The organism is Azospirillum sp. SYSU D00513, from assembly GCF_017356015.1.
Classification (GTDB): domain Bacteria; phylum Pseudomonadota; class Alphaproteobacteria; order Azospirillales; family Azospirillaceae; genus Azospirillum.
Genome location: NZ_JAFIQV010000099.1, coordinates 1 through 2,780, shown reverse-complemented (window position 1 = coordinate 2,780; position 2,780 = coordinate 1). Strand labels below are relative to the sequence as shown.

At 60.6% G+C, this 2,780-nt stretch carries 1 protein-coding gene and 1 pseudogene; one reads left to right on the top strand and one right to left on the bottom strand.

What is annotated here, in order from left to right:
* Positions 1-129: 129 nt before the first annotated feature.
* Positions 130-1,382, bottom strand: a pseudogene (locus JUB11_RS32300) (IS3 family transposase); the annotation flags it as partial.
* 1,080 nt (positions 1,383-2,462) lie between these two features.
* Between JUB11_RS32300 and JUB11_RS32295 the strand changes: the two are divergent.
* A complete protein-coding gene (locus tag JUB11_RS32295) occupies positions 2,463-2,684 on the top strand; it encodes a hypothetical protein (RefSeq protein WP_207462912.1) in 222 nt (73 codons plus the stop codon).
* The last annotated feature ends 96 nt before the right edge of the window (positions 2,685-2,780 follow it).

Here is a 2,780-nt window from a genome sequence, read left to right as displayed (position 1 = left end):
ATCCGATGCCGGCGGTCAGCATTGTGTTTGTGCGGCATGCTCAAGCAGGGAGATCAGCAAGGGGGCCGCCTTCTACCCGACCTCATCCGTGTACTGCGGCCCGGAAATGAGACAGGCGACTGCGCTTGTTCAGGCGGCCAAGGGTAGCCCGGCTTCGGAGGGCCGATCAACCCGGAGTTGGTCGGCTCGGACCTGAGCCGGGGAGCGGTGGCCATGCCGGGCGACGAGCCAGGTGTCGTTGTAGTGCCGAGCGAACTCCAGCAGGGCCTGCCGGAGTTCCTCGACGGTATCGAAGGTGCGGACCCACAGGAGGTTTTCCTTGAGCGTCCGGATGAAACGCTCGGCCACGCCGTTGCCCTCGGGCTCACGCACGAAGGAGGGCGAACTGGTGATACCCAGGCACCGGATCTCATCCTGAAAGTCGCCGGACATGTAGTTGGAGCCGTGATCGTGGCGCAGCTTGAGCCCTACCGCGACGCCGGGGCCGATGCTGCTGAAATGGCGCAGCACGCCCTGTCGGACCGGTTCCAGAGCCTCAAAGCGGTTGCCGCTTTTCGAGGCGTGGATGCCCACCACCTCGGTGTTGGCGTGATCGACGGCGATGAAGACGCGCGCCACCCCCTCGGCTGCGGTGATTGTCTCCGTCATGTCCGTGCCCCACATGGTGTTCACCGTCTCGGTGACGATGGTGCCGTCATGCACCCGTGTGCGCCGCCGCCCGACGCGATGCGGCGCCAGCAGCCCATGCTCACCCATCAGCCGCCTTACCCGGCGGGCCGAGGTGCGGATCCCCGCAAAGCGCAGGCGTGCCCAGATCTTGCGGTAGCCCTCCCCATGGAAGCGCGATGCCAGGATCTGCTGGCGAATATGCTCGACCAGTTCCGCATCCGAACAGGGTCCGAGTGGGCCGGGACGAACCCGCATGGAAGGCGACCCGTCGCTGACTTGGTTGAGAGCCCGCAGCCGGTGTCGGTAGACGGTCGCCCGGGACACGGCCCAGACTTGGGCGACCCGGGCCAGACCATAAGCGCGACCAGTGGAGGGCGAGAAGGTCCGGCTCATCGTCTCGACCTCCGCCAGGCCAAAGGGCGTTTGCCCTCCAGCGCAACGATCTTCTCCTCCAGCAACTCATTGGCCATGGTGATCTCGCCCACCTTGGCCTTCAGGCGCGCGATCTCCTCATCACGCTCATCGCGCTCGCGCTCCTTGATCGCTGCGGCGGCCCCAGCCAGGGCGCGATCGCGCCATTCGGACAGGCGCGCGACCGTGACGTTCAGCTCACGAGCAACGACCTCCAGCGGCTCGCCGCGCAGAAGGCGCGTAACCGCGGTCAGCTTGCGTTGCGCGGAGAACCGTTGGGGAGCGCGGGCCTCCGCGCCCGAGGGGGCGCCTGCGCCAGCGTTGTGGGCGCGCTCCGGCGCCCCCTCGGGCTTACGTTCCTGTTCCTCGTTCATCTTCAGACCTCCGGTTGCGGTTCATTTTACCGCAGCCAGCTGTCTCATCGAACCGGGCAGCACCCCAACCCGACCTCATCCGAGCGGGCAACCGCCGCATCCGTGCACCAAACCAGGGGAGGGGGCCAAACTTGCAACAGAGTCAAATCCCTTTGGGTTGGATAGCTCTTGAACGGCGACCACCTGCATACCCCTGCATGCTTGTTGCGCTTGTGACAAAGCACTATCACGGCAACTATTGATTCGCCCCATTAAAACATTATGACTAGGCTATACCATATTGCTGCTATCATAGGTAAGCTGGTATGCAGGACTACACAACGAGTCTGTTCGCTATTCACAGTGCGATACGGAAAACCCGAGAACGAAGCCGAATATGCGGCTGCATCAAGGTACGGCAACGTCTAATCGGAGTTGAGAGGACGCTAGTAGGCATGTTGCTGAAAGCGGAGGCTGCAACCCAAGAAGGTGCACCCACATCTAATCAACAATTCTAAAATATTAAGACCTTCTTGGTTTATTTAAGTAATCCGGACACTCTCTCCATAGCAGAATTATAACTGCTAATTTCACACCAAAATACCTGAAACCAGGAGTCGATTGCGTATCATAATGTTACAATGGATTGCATCCAAACCGGGCTGATCTACCTCTCAGATGCCAACAAGTAACAATGGAGGCTGACAGTACTGAGGGAGAATGGCCCACCGACTGCGAGCAGTGGCGTAAGCTCTTGCTGGTGATGTGTTTATCTAGAGCATACCCAAACAGGACACAGGACAGTGCCGCACCCACCTGTCCTGGAGCGTCCCCTCTCTCTCGGGAAAGCTCTACCGGCACATCGGTGGACGGACAAACATTCCGCCGGGTTGACTATTGGCAACCCTAAAGAGCGCAGCTATGCGTGGGCGCTACCTTAGGAATGCGTCTTTTGCGTATACGGGATTTTGTATACCAGAATATATTCGTCTCAACAGAACGACACGACCTACATGCTGGAGAGACACCATGGCCTACATCACCTCCTCGCACCTCGACGCGGACCGCTCCTCCTCGGGCATCCTCAAGACGATCAGCGAGTTCGTCAGCGCCTGGGTCGAAGCCTCCGCCGCTTACGCCACCTACAGCGCGCTCTCCACTAAGAGCAACGCCCAGCTCGCCGCCCGCGGCCTGCACCGTCAGGACATCGCCCGCTCCGCCATGGATCTACCGGCGCTGATCCGCGAGTAAGCCAAAGCGACAGACCTCATTCTTCCCATCGAGCGACGGAGACGAAAATGACCTACGCGACCTATTCGGATTTCGGTACCGACAAGCGTTCCTCGG

Bases quoted from the DNA above. Each gene is read 5' to 3' on its own strand.
- JUB11_RS32295 (WP_207462912.1), top strand. From the start codon at position 2,463: ATGGCCTACATCACCTCCTCGCACCTCGACGCGGACCGCTCCTCCTCG.